Consider the following 19,801-nt stretch of genomic DNA (forward strand, 5'->3'; position numbering starts at 1 on the left):
TCGCCCGCAGGCAGAGCAGCAGGCCCCCGCAGGTTCACCGCGCGAAGGATCATCCGACAACGGTCGGGTCCGAGATCTAACATGCGGCTAACGTTCGCCCCGGCGGTTCACCGGCCGCTCACCGGCCGCAGAGGGACTTCCAGTCGTCCTCGAGAATCGAGTACTGGACGATGTCGTGCCACACGCCGTCCACGTGGCCGTAGTGGCGCAGCACTCCCTCGCGGACCATGCCGGCCTTCTCGATGGCCCGCTGCGCGGCGACGTTGGACGGCATGAACCCCGACCAGACGCGGTGCAGTCCGAGCCGGTCGAAGCCCAGAACACCCAGCAGGAAGCCGATCTCGACGCTGTGGCCGAAGCTCACCCGGTCGGCGCGCAGCGCGAGACCGACCTCTGCGCTGCGGTAGCCGACGCGGACCATGCCGCCCTCGCCCGACTGGTCCTCGACGATCAGCTTCGCCGAGCCGATCAGCTCGCCCGTGGCGATCTCGCTGACGCCAAGCCGGTAGTGCGTGCGAGGAGTCCGCGCGGCGCCCGCCCTGGCCTGCTCGACCAGCGCGGCGGCGTCGGCGCGCTCAAAGGGCGGCATGCCGAACTCGCGGGTGGTGCGCGGGTCGCCGAAAATGCCGAGTACGCCTTCGACATCGCCGGGCAGGAATTCCCGCAGCCGCAGCGTGGCGCCTTCGACGAGAACGGCCCTGCTCGGTGCTCGCGGCGCGCAGACCTGCTCGGCTGCCGGGCAATCCGTCATTTGTTGACTCCTTGGTGATGTTCCGTCAGACCGAAAGACACACGCGTCACCCAGAGCGGCTTTCGCGCGCGGATCGCGGGCAGAAGGCCGGCCAGCGGCAGCAGCCACCCGCAGAGGAAACCCCGGCCCCGTGGCTCCCGAACCGCTCGTACGGCGGCGATGTTCGGATGCACCGCGTGGAGCCCCCGCTGATGCGCCGGTGTCATCCCCCAGAGCATCGGCGGCGGCCGGTATCCGGCGGGGTACTTCCACCGCCCCCGTGCGGTGCGGGCGGCCATCCAGGCGGGCGGGGTGTCGAAGACGAACTCCGCTCCGGGGAAACGGGCGGCGCACGCCTCGATGAGCCGGTGCACCACGTCCAGCGGGAGATACATCAGCATCCCCTGGGCGATGATCAGCACCCCGCGCGAGGCGTCCACCTCGTCCATCCACCGCGGGTCGGTGGCCGAGCAGGCCATCGTGCGGTGGCGCGGCGCGTCCGGCAGCAACCGCCGCCGCAGCTCCGCGACTTCGGGCAGATCGACCCCGAGCCAGCGCACCCTGCCGTTGTCCACCCGCCAGAACTGCGTCTCCAGACCCTCCCCGAGCGAGACGACCGTGCCGTCCGGGTGGTCCTCGAGGAAGCGGCGCACCTCTCGGTCGTAACAGCGTGCCCGTACCGCCATCCCCTGTGCCAGGCCCCAGTTGCCGGTGCCGAACCGCCGTTCAAAGGGGTAGTCGACGGCGTCGATCACCTCGATCGCCTTCGGGTCCGTCAGGGCAGAGCCCGGGTTCCTCGCGGCCAGAGCGCGGTGATGCAACGTCCATAGCGTCGTCTCTGCGACGCCGTCCAGCTCAGCATTCCGCTTCCGTCCGTCCATCGGGCGATGGTCACAACCCGGTCGGCGCCCCAGCAAGGAGCGTCACTCCTCTGCGCGGATAGATCACTCATTCAGTGGGATTTCCTTCCGCGGAAGCCGCCCCCGCCCTGCTTTCATGACTACCGCCCTTCATCTAATCTAGGTAGACCTACCTACCCAGTTTGGACTGTGATGAGCGAGACCGCGGATGCGAGGACGTCCACGCCGGAGCGGGGGCGGCGGCGGCCGGCCCGGGAGCGGCTGCTCGCAACCGCTGCCCGCCGCTTCTACGCGGACGGTGTGGCGGCGACCGGCATCGACACGATCACGGCCGAGGCCGGCGTGGCGAAGATGAGCCTCTACAACAACTTCTCCTCCAAGGCCGACCTGGTCCGCGCCTACCTGGACGCCCGGCACGAGGAGTGGCTCGGCCTGTACCGGGCACGGCTCGATCGGGCCAAGGGTCCGCGCGAGGGCGTTCTGGCGGTCTTCGACGCCTATGCCGACCACGCGGCCTTCGCCTACGAGCACGGCTTCCGCGGCTGCGGACTGCTCAACGCCGCCGCCGAACTCCCGGCCGGCGACGACGGCCGGGCCGTGGTGCGCGCCCACAAGGAGGAGGTCGAGCGCCTGATCGCCGGCCACCTGGAGGAGCTGCTGCCCGAGCGCCCCGACGATGCGCATGCGACGGCCGAGCACCTCGCCTTCCTGCTGGAGGGCGCGATGGCCCGTGCCGGTCTGGAAGGCGACGGCGGCCGCCTCCAGCACGCCCGCGCCATGGCGGCCACCCTCCTGGACCGGATGTGAAGCGGCCCGACGGACGAGTCCAGTCCGCGGGGATGGGCGCACTGTGCGTACTTGCGGCCTCAGTTCTCTGGGGCACGACGGGCACGGCCGCGACGTTCGCGCCGGACGTGGGCCCGCTCGCCATCGGCGCCGTGGCCATGGGCCTTGGCGGACTCCTCCAGGCCCTCGTCGCCGCGCCTCAGATCGCCCGCCACGCGGCCCGTCTTCACGCCCAGAGCGGCACGGTAGTGCTCGGCGCGGTCGCGGTGGCCGTCTATCCGCTGGCGTTCTACAGCTCCATGCACCTGGCAGGGGTCGCGGTCGGCACCGTGGTGTCGCTCGGCACCGCTCCCCTCGCCTCGGCCCTGATCGAACGCGTCATGGACCGCCGCCGGCTCACGCGCCGCTGGATGCTGGCGGCGGCCCTCGGCCTGCTCGGCACCGTCCTGCTGTGCGTCGCCGAGGCCGCCGACGGCGGGGGCCCGTCATCGGTGGCCGACACCCTGCTCGGCGTGAGCCTCGGCCTGGTCGCCGCCGCGACCTACGCCCTCTACTCCTGGGCCGCGCACCGCCTCATCACCCGCGAGATCCCCTCCCGTGCGGCGATGGGATGCGTCTTCGGCCTCGGTGGCCTGCTCCTCCTGCCCGTCCTGCTTGCCACCGGAGCGCCGCTCATCAACTCCTGGTCCAACGCGGCCGTGGGCACCTACATGGCGCTCATCCCCATGTTCGCCGGGTACGTCCTGTTCGGCTGGGGCCTCGCACACGTGCCCGCCAGCACGGCGACCACCCTGACCCTGCTGGAACCGGCCGTCGCCGCCGTACTCGCCGTCCTGGTCGTCGGCGAACGCCTCCCCACCACCGGCTGGAGCGGCATCGCCCTGATCATCGCCTGCCTCGCCGTCCTCACAAGACCGCCGGGCGCCACCCGGCGCCGAGGGCGGGTGCGGGGGCCGGTCGTGGGAGAGGATGCGGCGCGAGAGGGCCTTGTACGCCCCGGGGCCTGAGGTGCCTCGGGGCGACGGCGGAGAAGCGGAGGAACTGTTCATGGACGCCGGCGGTCGGGGTGCGTCACGATGACGGGCAGCCAGCTGATCAGCGTCCCGCAAGTTTCTGACTGCCCACGCCGCGCCGCCCGTGAACTGCCGCCCCGTCAGGCGCAGTTGGACCGGGCGCCGGCCTCTGGAAGGGATCGGTCTCTTGTCCTCATCGCCCGGTACGTCCCGCGCCCCCGTCTTCCACAGCCTCCCGTCGAGCGCCGACGTCGTGATCGTCGGCGGGGGCGTGATGGGTGCCTCCATCGCCTTCCACCTCGCCGAGGCCGGGGTGCGCGACATCGTCGTCCTCGAACGCGGCGAGCTCGCCTGCGGCAGCTCCGGCAAACCGATCGGCGGCGTACGCGCCCACTTCTCCGACCCCCTCAACATCGAGCTCGGCCGGCGCAGTCTGCGCGCCTTCCAGGACTTTCCGCACCGGCCGGGCGCCGGCATCCGCCTGGACACCGTGGGCTATCTCTTCCTGCTCACCAGTGAGACGCAGGCCGCCGAGTTCGAGCAAAGCGTCCGGCTGCAGAACGGGATGGGCGTGCCCAGCCGCATGGTCGACGCGGCAGAGGCGCGGCGCCTGTGCCCCTATGTGAGCGCCGAGGGCCTGGTGGCCGCCGTGCACTCCCCCACCGACGGGCACGCCCGCCCCGCCCTGGTCGTGCGCGGGTACGCCTACGCGGCGGCCCGGGCGGGCGTCCGGTTCGCCACGCACACCCGCGTGACCGGCATGGACACCGCAGGCGACCGCGTCAGCGCCGTGCACACCGACCGCGGCACGATCGCCTGCGCCACCGTCATCTGTACCGCGGGCGCCTGGTCCGGGCAGATCGGCGCCATGGCCGGCGTGGACCTGCCCGTCCGGCCGGTGCGCCGCCAACTCGCCTTCACCGAACCGCTGTCGCCGTCGGCCCCGCGGATCCCTTTCACCATCGACTTCACGTCGTCGGCGTACTTCCACAACAGCGACGACGGCCTGCTGTTCGGCCTCGCCGACCCGGGCCAGCCCGACGGCTTCGACACCACGTGGACCCCGGAGTGGCTCGGCCTGTTCCGGGACGTCGTACGCCACCGCGCCCCCGCGCTCGCCGCGATGCCGGTCGCCGACGGCTGGGCGGGGCTTTACGAGGTCACCCCCGATCACAACGCGCTGATCGGCCGCTCCGGCGAAGTGTCCAACTTCCTTTACGCCACCGGGTTCTCGGGCCATGGATTCCTTCAGGCACCCGCCGTCGGCGAGATCGTGCGCGATCTGCACCTGGAGCGGGAGCCGTGCGTCGACATAGCTCCGATGAGCGCCGAGCGGTTCCGGGCCGGGGCCGCGATCCGCCCGGAGGCACACGTCGTATGACTCGTCCACCCGCTTCGAAAGGCAGGCCTTTCATGATCAGCCAGTGGCGGCTGCGAGCCGCCTTCGCCGTCCGGCTCTCGGAGATGTACGGGCGTGAGGTCCCCGCCTACACCACGCTCGTGGACGTCTCGCGCGAGGTGAACGAGGACGTCCTGCGCGCGCGGGGCGCCGACGCCGAACGGCTCGGCTCCATCGGCCGGGTCACCGCGGAGCGGCACGGCGCGATCCGCGTGGGCACCCCCGCCGAACTGCGCGATGTCGCACGGGTCTTCGGCGCGCTCGGCATGCGTCCGGTCGGCTTCTACGACCTGCGGGAGGCGGCCGCGAGCGCGGTGCCCGTCGTGTCGACGGCGTTCCGCCCCGTGGACGCCGAGGAGCTGGCGCGCAATCCCTTCCGGGTGTTCACCTCCCTGCTCACGCCCGCTGACCCGCGCTTCTTCGACGCCGACCTGCGCGCCCGCCTGGAGACGTTCCTGGCCGGGCGTGAGCTGTTCCCGCCGGAGCTGCTCGCCCTGGCCGACCGGGCCGGTGCCGAGCGCGAGCTGCCCGAAGCGGAGGCCGAGCGCTTCCTCCAACTGGCCGTCCATGCCTTCGAGTTGTCGGCAGAGCCGATCGACCAGGCCTGGTACGCGGAGCTCGAGAAGGTCTCCGCGGTCGCCGCTGACATCGGCGGCGTCGGCTCCACCCACATCAACCACCTCACCCCGCGCGTCCTGGACATCGACGAGCTGTACCGGCGCATGACCGACCGGGGCATCGAGATGATCGACGCCATCCAGGGCCCGCCCGACTGGAAGGGTCCCGATCTGCTGCTGCGCCAGACGTCCTTCCGCGCCCTGGCCGAACCGCGCGCCCTGCGCCGGCCGGACGGCACCGTCACGCGCGGCGCGCTGCGGGTGCGGTTCGGCGAGGTCGAGGCCCGCGGCATCGCCCTCACGCCCGCGGGCCGCGCACTCTACGACCGGCTGCTCGCCCTCGTCGACGACCAGGCCACGGCCCGCCCGGCCGCGGACCGCACCGCACTGGCCCGCGCCCTGTGGGCCGAGCACGTCCCCGGCAGCGAGCGCGAACTCGCCGCCCAGGAGCTCGCCTACTTCACCTACAGCGTCACCCCCGACCGAGCCCGTACAAGCGACGCCCAACTCCCAGCCACCATAGGCGAGTTGGTGGACCAGGGCTGGGTGCGGGCCGAACCCGTCGTCTACGAGGACTTTCTGCCGCGCTCCGCCGCCGGCATCTTCCAGTCCAACCTCAGCGGCGAGGGCTCCCGGAACACCGGCCAGGAAGGCGCCGCGTACGACAGCGACTGGCTCTCCGACGCCATCGGCCGCGAGGTCCTCGACCCGTTCGCCCTGTACGAGCGTCAGCAGAGCCTCTCCATCACCCGGGTCGGCCGCGAACTGGGCCTGAGCCTCGACGGCACGCACCCCCGCTGAAACCCCTCCGCCCCCACCCGCACACCTCACCCAGGGAGCACCATGACCGGCACCACCACCCTGCCCACCACCGACGACCTGCGCGCCCGGGCCCGCGCGAGCCTGCAGCGCATCGGCGTCACCGTCCTGGACGGCACCGGCCTCCAGGCCCGGACGCCCATCACCGGCGAGGACCTGTTCGGCCTGGCCGCGGCGACCGCCGCCGAAGTCGATGAGGCCGTCGCCGCCGCCCGCGAGGCGTTCCTCGCCTGGCGCACCACACCGGCCCCACGCCGGGGTGAACTCGTGAGCCGCCTGGGCGAGTTGCTGCGCGACCACAAGAGCGACCTGGCCGATCTGATCACCGTCGAGGCGGGCAAGATCCGCTCGGAGGCGCTCGGCGAGGTCCAGGAGATGATCGACATCTGCGACTTCGCGGTCGGCCTCTCCCGGCAGCTCTACGGCCGCACCATCGCATCCGAGCGCCCCGGCCACCGCCTCGCCGAGACCTGGCACCCGCTGGGCGTGGTCGGCGTGATCTCCGCGTTCAACTTCCCCGCAGCGGTGTGGTCCTGGAACACGGCCGTGGCGCTGGCCTGCGGTGACACCGTGGTGTGGAAGCCGTCGGAACTGACCCCGCTGATCTCCCTGGCCTGCGACCGGCTCCTCGCCCGGGCCGCGGAGGAGGTCGGCGCGCCCCGTGACGTACACCGGCTCCTGCTCGGTGACCGCGCGGTGGGCGAACGCCTTGTGGACGACCCGCGCGTCGCGCTCGTCAGCGCCACCGGTTCCACCCGCATGGGGCGCGAGGTCGGCCCCCGCGTGGCCGCCCGCTTCGGGCGCTCGCTGCTCGAACTCGGCGGCAACAACGCCGCGGTGGTGGCGCCGTCGGCCGACCTCGACCTCGCCGTGCAGGGCATCGTCTTCGCGGCGGCGGGCACGGCGGGCCAGCGCTGCACCACGCTGCGCCGCCTGATCGTCCACCGCGACATCGCGGACACTCTCGTCGCACGCCTGACGGCCGCGTACACCAAGCTCCCCATCGGCGACCCGTTCGACGAGAACACCCTGGTCGGCCCGCTCATCTCGCCCGCCGCCCTCGACGGCATGCAGGACGCGCTCGCCCGCGTACAGGCGCAGGGCGGCAAGATCCTCGCCGGCGGCAACCGGCGCCTGGCCGATGTGGCACCGCAGGCCGCGTACGCGGAGCCGGTCGTCGTCCGCGTCGACGAACAGACCGACGTCGTACGGCAGGAGACCTTCGCGCCCATCCTGTACGTCCTCACCTACGACACCCTGGAGGAGGCCATCGCCCTGCACAACGACGTCCCGCAGGGCCTGTCCTCCAGCATCTTCACCCGCGACCAGCAGGAGGCCGAGCTCTTCCTCTCGTCCGAGGGGTCCGACTGCGGCATCGCCAACGTGAACATCGGCACGTCCGGCGCGGAGATCGGCGGGGCGTTCGGCGGCGAGAAGGAGACCGGCGGCGGCCGGGAGTCCGGCTCCGACGCCTGGCGCGCGTACATGCGCCCGGCCACCAACACCATCAACTACTCCAGCCGGCTCGCCCTCGCGCAGAACGTCAACTTCCTCTAGATGCCGGGCCGTTGGAAGCGGGGCTACGAGGAGCCCGACTATGCTGCGTCCGTGCCGAGGCATCCCGTCAGGACCGCAGTGGTGACGCTCACCGCGCTGACCGTCACCGGCATCTCCGCCACCGCGATCGTGGCCGCGACGGGCGGCCGGCCGAGTCCTCCCGGTGTCACGGTCGGTTCGCCGGAGGCCGAAGGACCGCTGCCGGATACGCGCCGGGAGACCGTCGAGGCGTGGGAGGCCGAGCTCGCGCGTGCGGGCAAACGCCCGCCGGCCGGCTGGGACAGGCTGACGACGGGGCAGCTGCAGGCCCGGTACCTGAAACAGAAGCTGGTCAACGACGGGCCGCCGCAGGACATCGACCCGCAGATGGGCGTTGCTCCCTGCGGTTCGTGGACGTGGGTGCTCAAGCCCGCCGACTGCTGGTGAGACAGCGGAACAGGGTGCCGCCCCGGCCGTCGACGGCCGGGGCGGCAGCTGCGTGGAACGGGATCAGCCCTCTTCGTTGATCGCGTCGATCACCTTCACCGCTTCGGAGCCGTGCTCGGAGGAGTACAGGTTGTCGTTGACGCGTTGGTCGTTGTCGTCGATGTCGTGATGGCTGTTCGCCCCGACGAGCTGCCACGACGGCGTGAACATCGGTCCGCCCGAGGCACCCTCGCCCATGTCGCAGTCCATCTCGAGACGGTTGTCGAGCGGGAACCAGTTGACGGCGTCCACGACGTTGCCGGTGCAGTACAGCATGTCCTTGCCGTCGAGGTCCGTGCGCTGGTAGCCCACGCCCGGATACCCGTAGTCGATCACGTCGTCGAAGTCGGACCCGTCACCGAACTTGTAGCCCAGGGCGCCGACCGAGTCGGCGAGGTTGCCGTAGCCGTCGGGCGGTGTGACGGTGAACGCCGCCAGGTCGGCGGTGAGGTAGTTCTCCTCGTGCGTCCACTGCTCGGGGGCGACCTTCACCTTGGCGACCCACTCGCCCCACGGGGCCTGGTAGTCGTCGCCCGTGGTGCCCTGGTATCCGGGGATGAACACGACCAGGTCGTGGAACCCGTCCGCTCCGCTGCCGTCCCCGGGGTGCACACAGTGTCCGGCCGTCCACACCGTGTTGCGGTTGTCGGACACGATCGACGCGGCGGAACAGGCGTGCTCCTTGCCGGCGTCGTCGTAGGAGAAGACCTTGCCGACGACCACATTGGGGAACGACGTCGGGTAGGGCACGCGCTCCGAGACGGACATCTCGGGCACCCGCGCGGCCGACGGCGCCGCGCCCGGCAGGCTCCGGCCCGCGGGCGCCACGGCGTCCGCGGAGGCCTTCGGGCCGGTTTCCGGTCTGGCCGACGGCGCGGCGTCGGCCCGCTGGGCGGCGGCCGCCGCGCGGGCCACGGCGGCCTGATCCTTCTTCTCGTTCTTCACGGCCTCGCGCATCCGGGCCGGGGTCCAGAAGTCACGGACCTCCTGCTCGGAGGCCTCCTGCGTGCCGACGGTGACGCCGGACGGCACGTCCGGCCGGGGTGGCGCGGCCGAGGCGGTGTTCACGGTGGCGGGGATGACCGATACGGCGAGGGTGGCGGCAGCCGCCACCAGGACGCGGCGTAAATGCACCTTTGCACCTTCCAGGTTGACAGACATGGCTGTTCTGTCGCGCCGTCGCATTACACCAGGCTCACCATCCGCCTCACTACCAACTAACAGGCCACACAGCCCTGTTGGGGCAGATCCGTGAACACGCCCCCGTTTCACCCTCCTCGTCCTGCCACCCCGCCCCCGTCTCACCCCCCGGGCCCTCCCTTGACAGCCCCTCCCGTTCCCCCACAGGATCACCCCCGTGAACCTGTCAGACAGCCAGACAGGTGACTCGGTGCCGCGGCGCGTCAGCGCCATGGAAGCGGTGCTCGGTCATCTGCGTACTGCCATTGAGCGCGGCGACTACGCCGTCGGGGACAAGCTGCCCTCCGAGGCGGAGCTCTGCCGTCGCCTGGAGGTCAGCAGACCCGTGCTGCGGGAGGCTCTGCGGGCCCTGCAGACCATGGGTCTCACCGTCTCCCGCACCGGCAAGGGCACCTTCGTCGTGTCCAACGGTCCTGACGAGGACCCCACCTTCGGCGACTACGCGGCCAGCGACCTCCTCGAGGTACGACGGCATGTCGAGATCCCGGTGGCGGGGTACGCCGCGGCGCGCCGGACGCCCGAGGACCTCGACCATCTCGCCCACCTCCTCGACCGGATGGAGCGCGAGACCGACACCACCGCCTGGGTGGCCATGGACACCCTCTTCCACCTCGCCGTCGCGCAGGCCGCCCAGAACCCGGTCTTCCGCCGCGTGATCGAGGAGATCCGGGACGCGCTGGCCCGCCAGTCGGCGTTCCTCAACGAACTCGGCGGGCGCCGCGAGCAGTCCAACCGCGAGCACCGCGCCATCGTCGAGGCCCTGATCGACGGCAGCGAGCACGACGCCACCGACGCGATGGCGCACCACCTCGACCGTGTCGAGACCACCCTCACCGCGATCGTGCGCCCCGAGCCCACGGACGCCCCGACGGAAGGCGGACCCCCAGCGTGAGCGAGCAGTCCATCGACGAGCAGACCGGGCGGATACCGAAGGCGGCCGCGCATGTCGACGCCGGCGACGCGGGGTACAGCAAGTCCCTGAAGTCCCGGCACGTCAACATGATCGCCATCGGTGGCGCCATCGGGACGGGGCTCTTCCTCGGCGCCGGCGGCCGCCTTGCCGACGCCGGTCCTTCGCTGTTCATCGCGTACGCCGTCTGCGGCCTCTTCGCCTTCCTGGTCGTCCGCGCCCTCGGCGAACTCGTCCTCTACCGGCCGTCGTCCGGCGCCTTCGTGTCGTACGCACGGGAGTTCCTCGGTGAGAAGGGCGCCTACACCGCGGGCTGGATGTACTTCCTGAACTGGGCGACCACCGGCATCGCCGACATCACCGCGGTCGCCACCTACACCCACTACTGGGACATGTTCTCCGACATCCCCCAGTGGGTGATCGCCCTGATCGCCCTGGCCGTGGTCCTCACCGTGAACCTCATCTCCGTGAAGATCTTCGGGGAGCTGGAGTTCTGGTTCGCGATCGTCAAGGTCAGCGCGCTGGTTCTCTTCATGCTGATCGGGATCTTCCTGCTCGTCACCCAGCAGCCCGTGGACGGCCACTCCCCCGGCCCGTCCCTGATCGCCGACAACGGCGGCATCTTCCCGAGCGGCCTGCTGCCGATGCTGCTGATCATCCAGGGCGTCGTCTTCGCGTACGCCTCGGTCGAGCTGGTGGGCGTCGCGGCGGGCGAGACCGAGAACCCCGAGAAGATCATGCCGAAGGCCATCAACTCGATCATGTGGCGCGTCGGTCTCTTCTACGTCGGCTCCGTGCTGCTGCTCTCGATGCTGCTGCCGTGGAACAGGTACACCTCCGGCGAGAGCCCCTTCGTCACCGTGCTCTCCAACATCGGCATCCCGGCAGCGGGCGGCGTGATGAACCTCGTCGTGCTGACCGCGGCCATGTCGTCGCTGAACTCGGGCCTGTACTCCACGGGCCGCATCCTGCGCTCCATGGCGATGTCCGGCTCCGCGCCCCGGTTCACCGCAGTCATGAGCCGCAGCCAGGTCCCGTACGGCGGCATCCTGCTCACCAGCGGCATCTGTGTGCTCGGCGTCGGGCTCAACTTCGTGGTCCCCGCCGACGCGTTCGAGATCGTCCTCAACTTCGCGGCCCTCGGCATTCTCGCCACCTGGGGCATGATCATGCTCTGCCATCTGCAGTTCTGGCGGAAGACCCAGGACGGCGACCTCGAACGCCCCGACTACCGGCTGCCCGGCTCCCCCTGGACCGAGCTGGTCACCCTCTTCTTCCTGGTGTCCGTCCTGGTCCTGATGTACGCCGACGGGGGCGCGGGACGCACGACGGTGCTGTGCCTGCCGCTCATCGCGGCCGCGCTGGTGGCCGGTTGGTACGGCGTGCGGGGCAGGGTGGCGGCCGTGCGCAAGGCCGGGGCGGACACGTGAGCCGTCTCAGCACACCGTCCGCGTACGGCCGTTCGGTCGCCGATGCGCCCTCCGTCCGGGAACCGCTGCACGCGCCCGTCGCCCACCTCGTACGCGGGAGTGTCATCGAAGGCATCCACTACGGCTCGGTCGTCGTGCTCGGCGCGGACGGCCGTGTGGAGCTGCAGATCGGTGACATAGAGGTGGCCTTCCATCCGCGCTCGGCGCTCAAGCCCGTGCAGGCCGTGGCGCTGCTGCGGGCCGGTCTTCCGCTCGACGGCGAGCTGCTCGCGCTGACCGCCGCCAGCCACTCCGGCGAGGAACGGCATCTCGCCGGGACCCGGCGGATCCTGGAACTGGCAGGGCTCGCCGATGCGGATCTGCGCAACGTCAAGGACCTGCCCTTCGACCCGGTCGTCCGCGAGGACTGGATCCGCGCGGGACGGCTGCCGTCGAGGCTCGCGCAGAACTGCTCGGGCAAGCACGCCGCGATGCTCTACGCGGCGCGGCTGAGCGGCTGGTCGCTCGCCGACTACCTCGATCCGGCGCATCCGCTGCAGCAGACGATCGCCCGGACCGTCGAAGACCTCACCGGGCAGGCCATCGCCCAGGTGACGGTCGACGGCTGCGGCGCGCCGCTGTTCTCCGTGTCCTTGCACGGTCTCGCGCGCGCCGCCGCCCGGATCACCACGGCCCCGCCCGGCACCCCCGAGGCCCGGGTGGCCGACGCGATGCGCGAGCACGCGGAGATGGCGTCGGGCTCCGGCCGCGACGTCGCCGCGCTGATGCGGGCCGTGCCGGGGCTGCTGACCAAGGACGGCTTCGAAGGCGTGCAGGTCGCGGCGCTGCCGGACGGCCGGGCCGTCGCCGTGAAGATCGCCGACGGCGCGGACCGGGCGCGCGTACCGGTGACCGCGGCGGCGCTCGCGCGCTGCGGTGTCGACCCTGACGCGCTCGCCGAGTTCGCCGGGGCTCCGCTGCTCGGGGGCGGGGCGGTGGTCGGCAGCATCCGCCCCGCACGCTCGCTCCAGCCGACGACGGCTGCCTGCGCTCCCCTGCCCCTGTAGGACCAACTCACCCTCTCCAGAAGGAAGATCGCCACCGCCATGTCCGTCCGCAGCGAGCACGACCTGCTCGGCCACCGTGACGTCCCCGTCGATGCGTACTGGGGTGTCCACTCCCTGCGCGCCAAGGAGAACTTCCCCATCACGGGGACGCCGATCTCCGCGTATCCGCATCTGATCGATGCGCTGGCCGCCGTCAAGGAGGCCGCCGCCCGCGCCAACGAGGAGCTCGGCCTGCTCGAACCGCGCAAGGCGGCCGCCATCGTCGAGGCCTGCCGGGAGATCCGCGACGGCAAGCTGCACGACCAGTTCGTCGTGGACGTCATCCAGGGCGGGGCCGGGACCTCGACCAACATGAACGCCAACGAGGTCGTCGCGAACCGGGCGTTGGAGCTGCTCGGCCACGCCAAGGGCGAGTACGCCTTCCTGCACCCGAACGAGGACGTCAACCTCGGCCAGTCCACCAACGACGTCTACCCGACGGCCGTCAAGATCGGCACGGTCTTCGCGGTGCGCGGCCTCCTCCGGGCCATGGCCGTGCTGCAGGACGCCTTCGCGGCGAAGGCGATCGAGTTCCGTGACGTCCTGAAGATGGGGCGTACGCAGCTGCAGGACGCGGTGCCGATGACGCTGGGCCAGGAGTTCTCGGCGTACGCGGTGATGCTCGACGAGGACCGCAGCCGGCTCGCCGAGGCGGTCGAACTGATCCACGAGATCAACCTGGGCGCGACGGCGATCGGCACCGGTCTCAACGCACCCGCCGGATACGCCGAGTCCGCGCGCCGGCACCTGGCCGAGATCACCGGCCTGCCGCTGGTCACCGCCGCGAACCTGGTCGAGGCCACGCAGGACTGCGGGGCGTTCGTCCAAATGTCCGGGGTGCTGAAGCGGATCGCGGTCAAACTCTCCAAGAGCTGCAACGACCTGCGTCTCCTGTCGTCCGGTCCGCGCGCGGGCCTGAACGAGATCAACCTGCCGCCGGTGCAGGCAGGTTCGAGCATCATGCCGGGCAAGGTGAACCCGGTGATCCCCGAGGTCGTCAACCAGGTCGCCTTCGAGGTGATCGGCAACGACGTCACGATCACCATGGCGGCGGAGGCGGGCCAGCTCCAGCTGAACGCCTTCGAGCCGATCATCCTGCACTCCCTCTCCGAGAGCATCACGCATCTGCGCACCGCCTGCCTGACGCTCGCCGAGCGGTGCGTCGTCGGAATCACGGCCAACACGGAGGGGCTGCGCGCGGCGGTGGAGAACTCCATCGGCCTGGTGACGGCGCTGAACCCGCACATCGGATATGAGGCGGCGACCTCCATCGCGAAGGAGGCGCTGGCTTCGGGGCGGGGCGTTGCCGAACTGGTCCTGGAGAAGGGGCTGTTGCCGGCGGATCGCCTGGCGGCGCTGCTGCGGCCTGAGGTGTTGGCGGGGTCACAGTCCGGGTGAGCCCGGGGGGGGGTGCGTGGTCAGGTGCGGGTGATTCGTGGCTGGTCGCGCAGTTCCCCGCGCCCCTAAAGGAACGGGGCTGCGCCCCTGCTCCTTTGTCATTGGGCGCGCAGCCCCTGCCTTTAAGGGACGCGGGGAACTGCGCCACCAGCCCCCGCATACCCGCAGTCGCCCGCAAACCTCCGCCACCAACCCCCTGGCGCGCCCACCCATCATCCCGGCGACACAATGGTGATCATGACCTCGTCCCTGACCTTTCAGCCCGTCCTCGACCGCATCGCGGCCGAGATCGAGGAGACCCCGGGGCGCGGCCGCCCCGCCGGATATATCCCGGCGCTCGCGGCACGCGACCCGCACCGCTTCGGCATGGCCGTCGCCGAGCCGGACGGGACGGTGTACGGGGTGGGCGACTGGCGGGAGCCGTTTTCCACGCAGTCCATCACCAAGGTCTTCACCCTCGCGCTCGACCTGGCGCGCGAGGGTGACGCGCTGTGGGAGCACGTCGGGCGCGAGCCCTCCGGCAACCCCTTCAACTCGCTGGTCCAGTTGGAGTACGAGAACGGCATCCCGCGCAATCCCTTCATCAACGCGGGCGCGCTCGTCGTCACCGACCGGCTGCAGACCCAGACCGGCGACGCGGCGGGCGCCCTTCTGCGCTTCCTGCGCGCCGAGAGCGGGAACGAGCGGCTTGCCATCAACCATGACGTCGCCGCATCCGAGTCCGCCCACGGCGACCGCAATGCCGCCCTCGGCCACTTCATGGCGTCGTACGGGAACATCGACAACCCGGTGCCTGTACTGCTCGACCAGTATTTCCGCCAGTGCTCCATCGAGGCCTCCTGCGCCGACCTCGCCCTCGCCACCGGCTTCCTCGCCCGCCACGGCATCCGTGCCGACGGCTCGCGCCTGCTCACCCGCAGCCAGGCCAAGCAGGTCAACGCGATCATGCTCACCTGCGGGACGTACGACGCGGCGGGCGACTTCGCCTACCGCGTCGGCCTGCCGGGCAAGAGCGGCGTCGGCGGCGGCATCATCGCCGTCGTCCCCGGCCGCTGCACGCTGTGCGTCTGGAGTCCGGGCCTTGACCGGCGCGGCAACTCGGTGGCGGGCGTTGCGGCGCTGGACCGGTTCACGACACTGACGGGGTTGTCGGTGTTCTGAGGCGAACCCGTGGTTCAGCGTTCTGAGGCGTACCCGTGGGTCAGCGGCCCACCGACGCCGGGGCTGCGGGGATCGACGCCTTGCCGGCTTCCTCCGTCCGCATCCAGACCGTGCGCTGCGGGAAGGGATGCTCGATGCCCGCGGCGTCGAGGGACTCCTTCACCCGGCGGCGCAGTTCGCGCGTGACGGACCACTGCTTGAGCGGGGCGGTCTTGACGACGAGGCGTACGACGATGCCGTCGACGTCCAGCGACTGCACGCCCCATACCTCGGGGTCCTCCAGGAGCACCTTCTCGAACTGCGGGTCCTCGCGCAGCGCGTGCCCGGTCTCCTCCAGGACGCCGAACAGGGTCTCCAGGTTGGTGTCGTAGGCCACGGAGACGTCGAGGACCGCGCGGGCCCAGTCCTGGCTGTCGTTGCGCACCCGCAGGATCTCGCCGTTGCGGATGTGCCACAGGCCGCCGTTGATGTCCCGGACCTGGGTGAGGCGCAGGCCGACGTGTTCGACCTCGCCGACGGCTTCCCCGAGGTCGACGGAGTCGCCCACGCCGTACTGGTCCTCGAACATGATGAGCATCCCGGACAGGTAGTCCGCGACCAGGCTCTGCGCGCCGAAGCCGATCGCCAGGCCCACCACGCCCGCGCTGGCGAGCAACGGGCCGAGCGCGATGCCGATCTGATCGAGGATCATGGCCAGGCCCATGACGGCGATGACGACGGTCACGATGCTGCTGAGCACCGAGCCGATGGTGCGTGCCCGCTGCTCGCGCCGCTCGTCGGCCCGGGACGGGTCACGCTGCAGGACGGCGGGGCCGCGGGTTGAGCGGCTCCGTCCGTTCTCTCCTTCGGCGGGCTGCAGGATGCGTTCCACGACCCGGGTGATGGCTCGCTTGGCCAGCGCGCGCACGAGCATCGCGGCCACGACGATGACGAGGATGCGCAGCGGGATGCCTACCACGGCGCCGAGATTGTCCTCGATCCAGTCGGGGGCGGCGCTGTGGGTCAGGAGAGGCGACGCGGACGCGTCGGTGGGTGACACGGGGAATGCTCCACTCACTAGGTGCGTGTGCTGAACGGCGCGCCGAACGTAGTTCGGGTTCTTGACGCCGGTCAAAAGATGTGGCGGGCACGTGTGAGCGAGGTGAACGAGGTGCGGGCGCCCGGCCGTTGCGGGCCCCGCCGTGCGGAGCGGCTCAGGCAGTGACGGCCGTCAGGAGCACGGCGGCGTCCGTGACCGCGGTCAGGCCGTGGCGTTCCGGCGGGATCGCAAGGAGCTGCCCCGCGACGAGCGTGACGTCCCCGGCGGCGGCCGTCAGCCGCACCGTGCCGCGCAGCACCTGCAGGGTCGCGGCGACGGGCCTGCTGTGCTCGTCAAGGGCATGGCCCGCCGTCAGGGCGATCACGCTCTGCCGCAGCGGAGGCTCGCTCAGCAGCAGATGGGCGCTGCGCCCGTGCGCGGAGCCCTCGGCCCGCGCCAGATGCTCGTCGGCAAGGAGTTGCAGGTCGTACGTCGTGGTCATGCGGTCAAGACTGTCGCGCGGGCCGTGGCCCCGCGATCCACCGGGTCCGAACGGGTCGCGAACGGACATCAGAAGCCGTGCCGCGACCCGATCCGTAGGTGCAACCAGCAGGAGAGCCGGTCGTCGAGCGTCCCGAGGTCGAGGCGCCGAAGACTTCCCGCACACGCCGCAGCCGGCACTTGAGGGTGTTCGGGTGGATCCTGAGCCGGCGCGCCGCGCCACCGACGTTCCCTACGGCGTGAAGCCAGGCCGTCACCGAAGCGGCGTACCGCGTGTGATGGGTGCGGTCGTGGTCGAGCATCGCCTCGACGCCGGGGTGGCGCAGCCGCGGCCGGTGGTCCAGTGCGTCCGCGAGGTGCGCGATGAGCACTTGGGCGTGTACGTCGGTCAGCGCGGCGCGTCGGGGCGCTCGAGGTCGCCGGTGGCGACCCGGAGGACGTCGTCGGCCTCGGCACGCAGCTCGGACAGTTCCGTCAGGTCCGTGGTGAGCCGGCTGACGGCGGCGCGGGGCGGCCGGGTGCGCGGGCGGGCGGGAGACGGCGGCCACTTCCAGCCGTTCGCTCCCCTGGGCGTGGCGGGCATCCGCACGGCATCGGCCACCGTGTTCTTCGCCTTCATCGGCCTGGACGCTGTCTCCACCGCCGGTGAGGAGGTCCGCGACCCGCGGCGTACTCTGCCGCTGGCCATCGTCGCCGCCCTGGTCGTGGTCACTCTCACGTACATCCTGGTGGCCGTGGTGGGTGTGGGCGCGCAGCCCTGGACGGCGTTCGAGGGGCAGCAGGCCGCGCTCTCCGCCATCCTCGCCGCGGTCACCGGATCCGGCTTGCCCGCCGTGCTGCTCTCCGCGGGGGCGGTCCTTTCCATCGTCAGCGTCACCCTGGTCGTGCTCTACGGGCAGAGCCGCATCCTGTACACGATGGGCCGTGACGGCACGCTGCCCGCCGCGTTTCGCCGGGTGAGCCCGCGCACCGGCACACCGGTGTTCAGCACGCTCCTGACCGGCGGCTTCGTCGCGGTCCTCCATGCAGGCGGCCGCCGAGGCCGCCCCGGGGCAGGTCCCGGCATGACGCCGTGACGCGACTGCGCCCCGCCGGTCCGGCGGGGCGCAGTGCCACAGCATGGGGTCCGACCGTCACACGAGTTCGGCGGCGGGTTCCGCTGCCGCGGGACGGTCCGTGCGCACCGCGACGGCTCGCGGCGCGTGCGCCGCCCTGAGGCCGACGAGGGCGACGGCCACGACCAGGGCGAAGGCCGCTCCGGCGATGGCGAAGCTCAGCGTGAACTGGCTCTCCTGCGGCAGCGCGGGCATGCCGTCCGGCAGCGCGATGGTCTTCGACGCGAGGAGCGAGGTGATCATCGCGCTCGCGACGGCGCTGCCGACCGAGCGGGAGATGGAGTTGATGCCGTTGGCGATGCCGGTCTGGTGGGCCGGGACGCTTGCGACGATGAGCGCCGGCATCGAGGCGTAGCCGAAGCTGATCGCGAGGCCGATGACCATGCCCGCGCCGATCACCGATGCGGTGGTGCCGTGCGCGGCGGTCAGCCAGGCGAAGCCGGCCACACCGAAGGCGGCGCCTGCGGCCAGCGTGAAGCGTGCCCCGATCCGGCGCACGAGGAGCCCGCCGACCTGGGCGCCCACCAGCGAGACGAGGGTGGTCGGCAGCAGATAGACGACGGCCGCGTCGAGGACCGAGGCGCCGAATCCGTACCCCGTGAGGTGTTCGGGCATCTGCACGAGGTACGAGACGCCGATGAACTGGGCGAACATCGCGAAGCCGAGGAGCAGCCCGGCCAGATTGGTGAAGAGGACGGGCCGGTGGACGAACATCTTCATGTCCACCATCGGCTCCTTCACCCGCAGCTCGGTGAGGACCCACACCCCCGCCATGACGATCGCGCCGGCGAAGGCACCGAGGGTCCGGCCGGAGGTCCAGCCCCACTCGTGGCCCTGCGAGATGGGCAGAAGCAGCAGCACGAGCAGCAGTGCGAGGGTGAGGGCGCCCAGCCAGTCGGTGCGTCCGCCGGTCTTCGCGCGCGAGGCCGGCACCACGAACAGCACTCCGGCGAGCGCCACGACGGCGAGCACCACCGCGAGCCAGAAGACCCGGTGGTAGTCGGGGTCGGAGCCCTGTGTGAGGAGTCCGGCACCGACAAGGGCGAGCCCGCTGCCGAAGGCGAGGGTGCCGCTGACCAGGGCCATGGCTCCGGGCAGCTTGGCCGGCTTGATCTCCTCGCGCAGGACGGACAGGGCCAGCGGGAAGATCGCGGTCGCGGCGCCCTGCATGACGCGGCCGATGATCAGCCAGGTGAGTGAGCTGGTGGTGGCGGCGAGCACCGAGCCCGCGATCATCACAAGGAGGACGCCGACGAGGGTGGGCTTCTTGCCGTGCTGGTCGCCGAAGCGGCCGAGCAGCGGGGTGAAGACGGCGGCCGAGAGCAGCGTGGCGGTGGTCACCCAACTGACGTTCGCCGTGGTGGCGTTGAGGTCGGCCTGGATGATGCTCAGGACCGGGACGACCAGGGTCTGCATCATCGAGACGACCATGGCGGCAAGACCGAGGGCCAGGACGAGCAGGGTCTGCCCGGAGGCGCGCGGGGGCGCGGCGCGATGTGCGTGGGACACGGCGATTCTCTCTCAGTTCTCTCTGAGTTACGTACTGCTACTTGCTGTTACTTGCTGTCGGTTGCCGAGTTACTTGACCACCTCGATGCTTGATATTCTCAAGCAATGAGTCGACCGTAGACGCCGATATTTGAGATCGTCAAGTTTCACGAGGTAAAGTGACCGTCATGACAGGCTCTCCCCGCACCGACACGGCCCGGCTCATGGAGCTGCTCTCGCTGTCGCTCG

The 19,801-nt window shown here is 71.1% G+C and carries 20 protein-coding genes; 12 read left to right on the forward strand and 8 right to left on the reverse strand.

Annotated features, from left to right (window positions below):
• Positions 1-118 precede the first annotated feature (118 nt).
• Together AB0G47_RS39615 and AB0G47_RS39620 are read right to left on the reverse strand one after the other, a co-directional pair.
• A complete protein-coding gene (locus tag AB0G47_RS39615; protein ID WP_360780548.1) occupies positions 119-751 on the reverse strand; it encodes a GNAT family protein in 633 nt (210 codons plus the stop codon).
• Positions 748-1,611 carry a class I SAM-dependent methyltransferase gene (locus tag AB0G47_RS39620; RefSeq protein ID WP_360780551.1) on the reverse strand — a complete coding sequence of 288 codons (864 nt, stop codon included), beginning with the start codon at positions 1,609-1,611 and terminating at the stop codon, positions 748-750. The genes AB0G47_RS39615 and AB0G47_RS39620 overlap by 4 nt, the downstream gene beginning before the upstream one ends.
• A 171-nt stretch (positions 1,612-1,782) precedes the next feature.
• On the opposite strand from AB0G47_RS39620, the gene AB0G47_RS39625 reads away from it, so the two are divergent.
• The 6 genes from AB0G47_RS39625 to AB0G47_RS39650 all read left to right on the forward strand — a co-directional run bounded on the left by AB0G47_RS39625 (position 1,783) and on the right by AB0G47_RS39650 (position 8,207).
• Positions 1,783-2,397: a TetR/AcrR family transcriptional regulator gene (locus tag AB0G47_RS39625; RefSeq protein ID WP_360780553.1), complete on the forward strand. Its 615-nt coding sequence runs from the start codon at positions 1,783-1,785 to the stop codon at positions 2,395-2,397.
• A gap of 32 nt (positions 2,398-2,429) precedes the next feature.
• Complete coding sequence (locus AB0G47_RS39630) at positions 2,430-3,383, forward strand: DMT family transporter (RefSeq protein ID WP_360780556.1); 954 nt, start codon at positions 2,430-2,432, stop codon at positions 3,381-3,383.
• A 193-nt stretch (positions 3,384-3,576) separates the two neighbouring features.
• Complete coding sequence (locus AB0G47_RS39635) at positions 3,577-4,770, forward strand: FAD-binding oxidoreductase (protein ID WP_360780559.1); 1,194 nt, start codon at positions 3,577-3,579, stop codon at positions 4,768-4,770.
• Between the two features lie 32 nt (positions 4,771-4,802).
• Positions 4,803-6,206 (forward strand): DUF1338 family protein, encoded by a 1,404-nt coding sequence (locus AB0G47_RS39640; RefSeq protein ID WP_360780562.1) that lies wholly within the window; start codon positions 4,803-4,805, stop codon positions 6,204-6,206.
• Between the two features lie 42 nt (positions 6,207-6,248).
• Positions 6,249-7,781: an aldehyde dehydrogenase family protein gene (locus tag AB0G47_RS39645; RefSeq protein ID WP_360780565.1), complete on the forward strand. Its 1,533-nt coding sequence runs from the start codon at positions 6,249-6,251 to the stop codon at positions 7,779-7,781.
• 51 nt (positions 7,782-7,832) lie between these two features.
• On the forward strand, positions 7,833-8,207 hold the full coding sequence (locus tag AB0G47_RS39650; protein ID WP_360780568.1) for a hypothetical protein: 375 nt from the start codon (positions 7,833-7,835) through the stop codon (positions 8,205-8,207).
• 63 nt (positions 8,208-8,270) lie between these two features.
• On the opposite strand, the gene AB0G47_RS39655 is transcribed toward AB0G47_RS39650, so the two are convergent.
• A complete protein-coding gene (locus AB0G47_RS39655; RefSeq protein WP_360780571.1) occupies positions 8,271-9,407 on the reverse strand; it encodes a trypsin-like peptidase domain-containing protein in 1,137 nt (378 codons plus the stop codon).
• A gap of 196 nt (positions 9,408-9,603) precedes the next feature.
• Between AB0G47_RS39655 and AB0G47_RS39660 the strand changes: the two genes are divergently transcribed.
• The 5 genes from AB0G47_RS39660 (at position 9,604) to AB0G47_RS39680 (ending at position 15,430) form a co-directional block, all read left to right on the forward strand.
• Positions 9,604-10,338, forward strand: a complete 735-nt coding sequence (locus AB0G47_RS39660) for a FadR/GntR family transcriptional regulator (protein ID WP_360780574.1) — start codon at positions 9,604-9,606, stop codon at positions 10,336-10,338.
• Complete coding sequence (locus AB0G47_RS39665; RefSeq protein WP_360780577.1) at positions 10,335-11,786, forward strand: amino acid permease; 1,452 nt, start codon at positions 10,335-10,337, stop codon at positions 11,784-11,786. The genes AB0G47_RS39660 and AB0G47_RS39665 overlap by 4 nt, the downstream gene beginning before the upstream one ends.
• Positions 11,783-12,832, forward strand: coding sequence for an asparaginase (locus AB0G47_RS39670; protein ID WP_360780580.1), 1,050 nt, complete (start codon positions 11,783-11,785; stop codon positions 12,830-12,832). The genes AB0G47_RS39665 and AB0G47_RS39670 overlap by 4 nt, the downstream gene beginning before the upstream one ends.
• A gap of 39 nt (positions 12,833-12,871) precedes the next feature.
• A complete protein-coding gene (gene aspA / locus AB0G47_RS39675) occupies positions 12,872-14,269 on the forward strand; it encodes an aspartate ammonia-lyase (RefSeq protein WP_360780584.1) in 1,398 nt (465 codons plus the stop codon).
• 228 nt (positions 14,270-14,497) lie between these two features.
• Positions 14,498-15,430: a glutaminase gene (locus AB0G47_RS39680; RefSeq protein WP_360780587.1), complete on the forward strand. Its 933-nt coding sequence runs from the start codon at positions 14,498-14,500 to the stop codon at positions 15,428-15,430.
• Positions 15,431-15,470: 40 nt separating this feature from the next.
• On the opposite strand, the gene AB0G47_RS39685 is transcribed toward AB0G47_RS39680, so the two are convergent.
• The 4 genes from AB0G47_RS39685 to AB0G47_RS39700 form a co-directional block, all read right to left on the reverse strand.
• Positions 15,471-16,469, reverse strand: a complete 999-nt coding sequence (locus AB0G47_RS39685) for a mechanosensitive ion channel family protein (protein WP_360780590.1) — start codon at positions 16,467-16,469, stop codon at positions 15,471-15,473.
• A gap of 154 nt (positions 16,470-16,623) precedes the next feature.
• Positions 16,624-16,950 (reverse strand): cupin, encoded by a 327-nt coding sequence (locus AB0G47_RS39690; protein ID WP_360780592.1) that lies wholly within the window; start codon positions 16,948-16,950, stop codon positions 16,624-16,626.
• A gap of 4 nt (positions 16,951-16,954) precedes the next feature.
• Positions 16,955-17,251, reverse strand: a complete 297-nt coding sequence (locus AB0G47_RS39695; RefSeq protein ID WP_360780604.1) for a helix-turn-helix domain-containing protein — start codon at positions 17,249-17,251, stop codon at positions 16,955-16,957.
• Positions 17,252-17,337: 86 nt separating this feature from the next.
• Positions 17,338-17,568, reverse strand: coding sequence for a hypothetical protein (locus tag AB0G47_RS39700; protein WP_360780606.1), 231 nt, complete (start codon positions 17,566-17,568; stop codon positions 17,338-17,340).
• Here AB0G47_RS39700 and AB0G47_RS39705 point away from each other — a divergent pair.
• The gene (locus AB0G47_RS39705) at positions 17,522-18,025 is read left to right on the forward strand and encodes an amino acid permease (RefSeq protein WP_360780594.1); all 504 of its coding nucleotides are present in this window, start codon (positions 17,522-17,524) and stop codon (positions 18,023-18,025) included. The two genes, AB0G47_RS39700 and AB0G47_RS39705, sit on opposite strands and share 47 nt — an antisense overlap.
• Positions 18,026-18,082: 57 nt before the next feature.
• Here the strand turns inward: AB0G47_RS39705 and AB0G47_RS39710 are convergent, their stop codons facing one another.
• Entirely contained in the window at positions 18,083-19,573 is a 1,491-nt protein-coding gene (locus tag AB0G47_RS39710) for an MFS transporter (RefSeq protein WP_360780597.1), read from the reverse strand.
• Positions 19,574-19,801: the final 228 nt, after the last annotated feature.

This window comes from Streptomyces sp. NPDC021622 (genome assembly GCF_040640795.1).
Classification (GTDB): Bacteria; Actinomycetota; Actinomycetes; order Streptomycetales; family Streptomycetaceae; genus Streptomyces.

Bases quoted from the DNA above. Each gene is read 5' to 3' on its own strand.
- AB0G47_RS39615 (WP_360780548.1), bottom strand. From the start codon at position 751: ATGACGGATTGCCCGGCAGCCGAGCAGGTCTGCGCGCCGCGAGCACCG.
- AB0G47_RS39700 (WP_360780606.1), bottom strand. From the start codon at position 17,568: ATGAAGGCGAAGAACACGGTGGCCGATGCCGTGCGGATGCCCGCCACG.
- AB0G47_RS39680 (WP_360780587.1), top strand. From the start codon at position 14,498: ATGGTGATCATGACCTCGTCCCTGACCTTTCAGCCCGTCCTCGACCGC.
- aspA (WP_360780584.1), top strand. From the start codon at position 12,872: ATGTCCGTCCGCAGCGAGCACGACCTGCTCGGCCACCGTGACGTCCCC.
- AB0G47_RS39625 (WP_360780553.1), top strand. From the start codon at position 1,783: ATGAGCGAGACCGCGGATGCGAGGACGTCCACGCCGGAGCGGGGGCGG.
- AB0G47_RS39640 (WP_360780562.1), top strand. From the start codon at position 4,803: ATGATCAGCCAGTGGCGGCTGCGAGCCGCCTTCGCCGTCCGGCTCTCG.
- AB0G47_RS39690 (WP_360780592.1), bottom strand. From the start codon at position 16,950: ATGACCACGACGTACGACCTGCAACTCCTTGCCGACGAGCATCTGGCG.
- AB0G47_RS39620 (WP_360780551.1), bottom strand. From the start codon at position 1,611: ATGGACGGACGGAAGCGGAATGCTGAGCTGGACGGCGTCGCAGAGACG.
- AB0G47_RS39630 (WP_360780556.1), top strand. From the start codon at position 2,430: ATGGGCGCACTGTGCGTACTTGCGGCCTCAGTTCTCTGGGGCACGACG.
- AB0G47_RS39655 (WP_360780571.1), bottom strand. From the start codon at position 9,407: ATGTCTGTCAACCTGGAAGGTGCAAAGGTGCATTTACGCCGCGTCCTG.
- AB0G47_RS39695 (WP_360780604.1), bottom strand. From the start codon at position 17,251: ATGCTCGACCACGACCGCACCCATCACACGCGGTACGCCGCTTCGGTG.
- AB0G47_RS39645 (WP_360780565.1), top strand. From the start codon at position 6,249: ATGACCGGCACCACCACCCTGCCCACCACCGACGACCTGCGCGCCCGG.